The organism is Chryseobacterium tagetis, assembly GCF_016735585.2.
Taxonomy (GTDB): Bacteria; Bacteroidota; Bacteroidia; order Flavobacteriales; family Weeksellaceae; genus Chryseobacterium; species Chryseobacterium tagetis.
In genome coordinates, this window is the sequence record NZ_JAERSE020000005.1 from 439853 (window position 1) to 447122 (window position 7270).

At 33.3% G+C, this 7270-nt stretch carries 3 protein-coding genes; all 3 read right to left on the reverse strand.

All coding sequences use genetic code 11. From position 1 onward, the window contains the following. Window positions 1-51 precede the first annotated feature (51 nt). The 3 genes from JI747_RS18835 to JI747_RS18845 are packed head-to-tail and all read right to left on the reverse strand — an operon-like array spanning window position 52 to window position 7135. Entirely contained in the window at window positions 52-486 is a 435-nt protein-coding gene (locus JI747_RS18835) for a hypothetical protein (protein WP_225690407.1), read from the reverse strand. After that, window positions 470-3859, reverse strand: a complete 3390-nt coding sequence (locus JI747_RS18840) for a DUF6443 domain-containing protein (protein WP_225690408.1) — start codon at window positions 3857-3859, stop codon at window positions 470-472. The genes JI747_RS18835 and JI747_RS18840 overlap by 17 nt, the downstream gene beginning before the upstream one ends. Before the next feature lie 6 nt (window positions 3860-3865). After that, window positions 3866-7135, reverse strand: a complete 3270-nt coding sequence (locus tag JI747_RS18845; RefSeq protein ID WP_225690409.1) for a hypothetical protein — start codon at window positions 7133-7135, stop codon at window positions 3866-3868. Between the last annotated feature and the right edge of the window lie 135 nt (window positions 7136-7270).

Below are 7270 nucleotides of genomic sequence, written 5' to 3' on the forward strand. Positions count from 1 at the left end.
GTGCAAGAATTTTTTCATTATTTTATAATATTTGGGGAAAATAAATATCAGTTACTCTGCTGTGCCATCCCCGTCAGAAATGTTCATATAGTTAGTTTCATACACTACAGGCTTCATTTCTTTATTCAAACTTATTGTTATATATGGATAGGATTCATTGACAATTTTGAACTTTTGAGAGCCAACTGTTAAAATAATCTTTCTAAAACTATTGTCTATCGTAAAATTTTTTGCGTAACCCAACTTATCTCGAATCAATACACCTTCAAAAATAACTTGTGAATCCACATCTAATTTTACATTTTGAGGGGTTGCAAATATAGATCCATATAAATAAATCATAGTTTTATTTTCTTTAAGAAAGTTCTTATCATCAATGCCAAGATCACTTTGCTTTATATTCTTTTGCACTAAATCATGTAAAGTATAACATTGTATAAAACAAAACAACGAAAGAATTTTTAAAATATTAAGGCTTTTTTTCATCAGGTATATTTTTTAATAGTATATCTCTTTGCTCTGGAATTAATTTATTTCCTGATTGAATAGGAGAACTCATCATATTATCATATTTTATTTTTGTAGAAGCATCTTTAATCTGATTTTGAGGATCGTCTTGATGCCTATTACCTGCAGTGTGGTTTACTTCATGAGCTACAATTCCTTCAAGATTTGTTTTTTTAACATTTACCTGCATTCTGTTAACTTGAGTGTCACCAATCTTATCAACTTTTCCAGCTGCAGTTGAAGGGCTACCATCTTTTTCCAAGACTTGCGTGGTAAGCTCTATATAATAATCTTTTGAGGGATCTACTTTATCAACAACCTGATATTCTATTTTACCAACCTTAAACTCATCTCCAGAAGTTGTTTTTCCATTATAGGATTCTTCCATTTGTTTAGTAAATCTAGGAAAATAGTATTTAAGATCAGAATTAGATATTACATTTTGTGCATTATTTAATACTTTAAATTTAGCATCTGCCGTATAAGTTTTTGTTCCATTATCATTTATTGTTGAATTTTTAACCCATTCTAACCCTTCTAATTCTCTACCGTCCACAACTCTGTTTTCTGAAAAATTATAATGAGATTGATAAGCATATTTTTCTGATAGAGGATCAATATTAAAAAACCTTCCCATCGCAGGGTCATAATTTCTCCATTTAAAGGAGTTCCATCCCGTTTCCTGTTGCTTTTCCTGCCCCTGGAAAGAATAGGTATAATTCGGAGAAACAGAACCGTACGTATTTAAGCTGCTACTACCCCCAAACTCCAGTCCAAATGGATAATAATCATTTGTTCTGTCAATGACCGTATTTCCTAGAGCATCTTTGTAAAAAGACAATCTTATATTTCCTACCTGATCTTTGTACTGGTAAATATACTTATTTTGTGCAAAATCATAATAGCCTTCTGAAGTCGAAACAAACTGTAAGCCTTGTGGTGATAAGGAAGCTGCTAAACCGCTAAAGTCGTAGTTATATTGAAAACCATCCAGATATTCGGTTGAAACGTATGAATCTCCCTGAATTCTCCCTGAAAAATAATTATGTATTTTACTTTGCTTAACCCCATCTGCTCGATATACATACTTTGTATTTTTGTATATTGTGGATGTACCTCCCGTAAATGGGTCATTTCTTATTACAAACAGATCAAATTTTACATAATTGGGAAGATTCAGGTGGTTGTATTTGATTTCAAGAATACCTTTATCCACATGATCAATCATATTTCCATTTACATCATAATTAATCAGGTTCCCTCCATAGCCTGGGTAGCCAGAATAATTGTATGAGGAATCAATTACAGTATTAAGCTGGTTGCCTGTATAGGTATAGGTGAGATTATCCATCTGTGATGCTCCAATATTCTGTACCTCCGAATTCCGCTGTAAAGACATAATATTTCCATTAAGGTCATAGCTCATGGCCTCGTTATAATAGCCATTTTGAGGAACGAAAGCATCTGGCTCAGAATAAAACCCTCCGTTCAATCTGTTTAAAGCATCGTATTGATATGAATATCTTTTTAAGATACCATCTTTCGAAGTTTTCCACTCTACTTCTGCAATGTTTCCGTTGTATTTTGCGGAAGCAAGATTAGTGTATTGAGGATTAGTATATCTTATTTCATATCCAAACAGGTCGTTTCCTAAGTTTACAGGATCATTGATCTTAGTCATCCAACCACGAATATTGTATTCATAGTTGACCTCCTGAAGACCGCTTCCAACATTTGTTCCTCCTACCAATTTGCTGGTAAGTTGGGAAATTTCATTGTAAGTATTTTGAGCAAGAATCTCTTCCTGAGGATTATTATCTACTTTGTGGGTGTGTTTTACCAGACGGTTTTGCAGATCATAAGTGAAATTTTCATCAATCACTCTTTCTGTGTCGCTAGAAAGTCTTTTATGACGGGTGATAGTTTGTTGAGCTAATCCTGTAAAATCAAGCTTGGATTCTGTCTGAGTATATCCTCCTAAATGATTGATCGAATGGCTGGCAATTACTCTTCCTCTGATATCATAGTAGGTATAATTTTTCGTCCAGTTATCATCTTCTATATTTTTTACATAAGAAGCTAAAGCTAAGCTTTTTGTGTTAAGATCAGAACTCATATTATCCGTTAATACAGCACTCTGATTGGGAATCGTTGGAGTAAAAACAGGTGTTCCTATAGGATAGGTGTCATAAAAATTTACAGTGAGTATGCTTTCTATATTTTGAGGATATGCAGTATTACCATATGGTATCTGTAGACCACTCTGTGTATATGATCCCGATACTTCTGTGTTGACCCCATAGGTAAAAAGAATCCAGCCTTGCACACCCTCTCTGGTACCACCATCAACAGCAATTCCTGTATAGATGACTCTTCCGAATTTATCATATTTATTAAAAAGCCATTTGTTACCAAGTCTAAGATTGGCATCCTGGGTTGCAACCAAACGATCCGCTTTATCATACACCATATATTCCCAACCTTTACCTGGAAGCCTTTTTTCAACCAATCGGTTTCTGCCATCATATTTATATTGATAGCAAAGATTATTTAGAACCGTATCTGGAATTGGAGTTCCTACACTTAGATTTTTAATTTGGTCAACTGCTTTGGGTGATAAAACATAAGCCAACTGATCATAATCATTGTACACATAATAGGTATCTGTGCTCTCAGAAGCGTTCAGCATCTTTCTTACCAATATCACTTGTCCCTGACCATTTTTAAATTCTATCGTCTGATTACCATCTTCATCAGTTACAGTATTTTTATACAACTGATTGGCTGCATAAGACGTAGAAACAGTAATTGAAGCTTCAAAGGTTGTATAGTTAAATGTTGCCGTATATTTCTTTACTTCTCCGCCGATATTGGCATCATAGCCGAATTGTATAGGTTTACCATCCCAGGCATTACCAACTTGCTTCTGACTTAGAATTCGATCTAATGGTGAGTTTTCCAGTTGTTTATCTGTGAATATTTTGTCACCATTATAAATATTAGACGGATCATTAACAGGATAAGGAACTAATCCAGATGCTTGAGGATATATCGCTCCATTCGTTGTAGATTGTTGTGGAACTGGCAAGTAATCTCTGGTTTGCCTTCCGAATCCGTCATAGACAACGGGAGTGACAATATCTCTTCCTAAAGGGGAAGCTTTGATATTCACCACCTGTTTAGGTCTTCCCAACCCATCAAAATACTGAACCGTTTCTGAGGTTCTCACATTGGGTTCGGTAGGATCACTTAAATAGATTTTGGAATAAATATAATTTTCAGTTGTACTTAGCTGGGCATGGGCAGTGCCTGTAATCAATAAAGCACTTATAGGAATTATTATTTTTTTCATCAGGTATTAGTGTTTATAGTTGTACTGATATTCTTTCAACAGCTTGCCTGTTTGGCTTTGTTCTCTTATTTCTTTCAGTCTGTTGACAGAGTCATAGATATAAACCTCTCTGATTCCTGATGGTGGAGTAATGCTTGTTACTCCAATTAACGGATCGTAGGTGTACGTCGTAGTCTGAAAATTGGCGATGTTGCTGTTTTTTCTGAAGTTGTCGAGTGCGGCAATCAAGGCAGGCTCGGTCGAAGGATCTTGTGCATCGGTATTTGAAGCGTTTACAATAGTGCTTATAACCGAAGACACATCCGAATATGCAGCTCCTACAATTTTGGCAATTGGCTGAGTTTGGTTGTATCCCCAGACAATAGTTGTAGGAATGCCATCTTTAGAGGTGTACTGCAAAATATTGCCCTTATCATCGTATTTATTAAAATTAATTATCAAATCATCGGATGAAAAAATATCAACATTTCCAATGCTAGAAAACAATGATTTTAATCGTGTTTTACCACTTGTATCTATATCATTGTTAAATTTTAAATGTTCCTCTTTAATTTTTTTATTATTTTTAAAAGATTCATTTTTCACAACTGTAGAAATTCTATTTTCATCAACTAAATTTGTCATAAACGGTTCATTAATCAAGTCTTTAGGATAAAAAAATACGTTTTTAGCTTCTTCATTTGATGGAAAAGTAGTTATTTCCTCTTTTAATGTATTGTCATTATTATATTTAAATTTTTTAAAAGTTTGAAGAATTTTGCTATTTTCCATTTCTTTTATAGATGTACTATCTATATTGTAAGATTTCGAAAAATGCTTTATAGAACCCTTAACAAACGAATCTAAGGTACTCTTTATAGCCATTTCACCTGTACGATGACAATTTCCATTCGTGCAGTCGACTTTATAATATCTTATTTGATTGGAAGATCGATCATACATCGCATCAAATGCATAAATATCATTATACGTCTTTTCGTTATAATAGTTAAGAATCTCTTTCTTGTCAACTAAAACGGTGTTCAATTTTTCTTGTGAAACTTGAAGCTTTAACTTAGATTGTCTATGGTCTTCATTTGGTTTTAAATCCGGGAAACTGTCACTGACAGATGGTGAGAGATAATACTCAAACTGATTTTTGATGTTTCCTAGTGTTTTATCAGAATCATTGCTGACATCTACTTTAGGATAAAAAATATGCGATCCCGAATTTGTCAGCGATCCAATTGGTCTATAAAAACTTTGTTTCAAACCGTAACTACATTCCGATGCTCCAGAAGATTGTACTGAGTAATCACCATCATTTAATTCAGTATAATTTAAAGCTTCAACATCAGTGAAATTAGTTGTTTTTTCCAAGAGTTTTTTAGCGTATGGTTCTATTAAAAAACCATCAGAATATGTATAAGTTTTCTTAACACAATTATCAGAAGAAGAATCTGGGCAATCTTTTGTAGAACTAACCCTTATCCCCCCGACTTCTTTATCAACATATTGCCCAGTTGGATTGGTTGAATTCACATAATTTATTATTATATAGCATGAAACTTCTTCTTGAGAGCCTCCTCCCTCCTTGCATAAATCGATATAAAGTTTTAAATTCTGACCAGCTGTAACAAATGTACTACCTGAAACAACTTGAGTTGGATTCTGAGACAAAAAATTAGACATTATTTGAAAATTCCCCAAATATCCATTGCTACCAACAAATTGTAAAATGTTACCATTCTCATTTTTAACACCCATATTTATGTAGCCATTTGTGGCAGTATTAGTTCCAACTAAGGTTATTGTAACTTCCTGATATGTTGGTATATTGACAATCATTTCCCTATAATCACAGTCTTGAACAGTTTGTTGTGATGAAAAACTTAAAATTTCTTGATCTTGTACAGGTGGATTAGAAACGTATTCACTAATAGTATTAGGTAAATAATCAATTTCTGTCCTCCCTTTTGTTGGATAAGTAATCTTAGATAAGGCACCCAACTTCGAATGCAAAAAAGATGGTGACAGCGCAGCTGTCATATTGTTGATATTTATAGGTTGTTGATTATAAAATCCCCATAAATCCTGATATTCATAAGAAACAGGATTTACAGGCAGCTGCTCTTTATTTATGTAATCAAATTCATAAAATGGTATCTCAACTCCATCTCTATCCTCTTTTTTAATTGATGATAAAACATAATAAAATCCCGAATCATAATAATTAAAAGAAAATTTTTCGATTTGCTTGTTGGCCTTGTCATAGACCCTTACCGACTGTAATTTTAAAAAGTTTGACATTAAAGTTATAAATGGAAACTCTGAAGTGTTCCTAGAGAGTTTTTCATAATCAAATAAAACATAACCATCAGGATAATCAATTCTCTTTAAACACTTTCCAGAGACTGCGGCGTCGTTGTAAGTATTCCCCGCAGGAGGTGGAGTGTAGCAGCTCCATTGAGGAATCGTAGTACTCCAAACAAAGTTGGAAAATAATTTATAGCTTTGATAATTTTCATATGAAAATTTTATCGAATCTTGCCTTTCAGGTATCTCAATTTTACTGAGCATCCAACTACTTGGATATACATCATCGATATTAGTTTGCCAATCAAGATTTGTCGTAACTTCAGGTTCATTAAAAGTATAGATAATTCCATTCTCATTAGTTACAACAAATGGGTCAAAAGCATTTTGAGTTCTTTGAGATATTTTGTAGTTTGATTTTTCAAAAAAGATAGGTGTCAAATTAGAGTTATGCGTAAAACTTCCTTTTATACCTGGAGCATTTACAATATACTTATCTGGTCTTGTGTCATAGCCATAATTCACTGCATTTTTTAACATTAGAACTTGCTGTGACGTTGATAGGTTTGACATATTTTCATATTGATTAATATTTGCAAAATATCCGTTCGTTTCATCTGGCTTACCTTTAACTTCCCTTACAACAGCACCTCCAAAATTTGAACTCCAACCAATTCCAACCATTGAAGGGTCAACCTGAGGCTTAAATCCATTATAACTATAATTCAGTGACAGAGGAATTTCAAAACTTCCAACCTTAATATTGTACAATAAAATACTATGATTTAATTGCCCTGTAGATAAATTTATTGGAATACCACCATATTTTGCAAAATTTGCAGCTTCTGGTGTCATAATGTTTAAAGGCTCTAATAACTGATTATTAGAATTTATTTGTGCTTTTAAGAAATTACTAGATAGGCAAAAAAGAAATATTGCAATTATATACCTAAAAACCTTTTTAAATTTATTGGGGATCATGTTAATCATTTTTTAATCAGTTTAGCATTCGCCGTTTTGTTCGTATCTGTTTTTATCGTAATCAGGTAAGCCCCCTGTATCAGAGGTTGCGTATTGATCTTCGTTACCTTATTCTTTGTTTTTAAACTCTGAAGC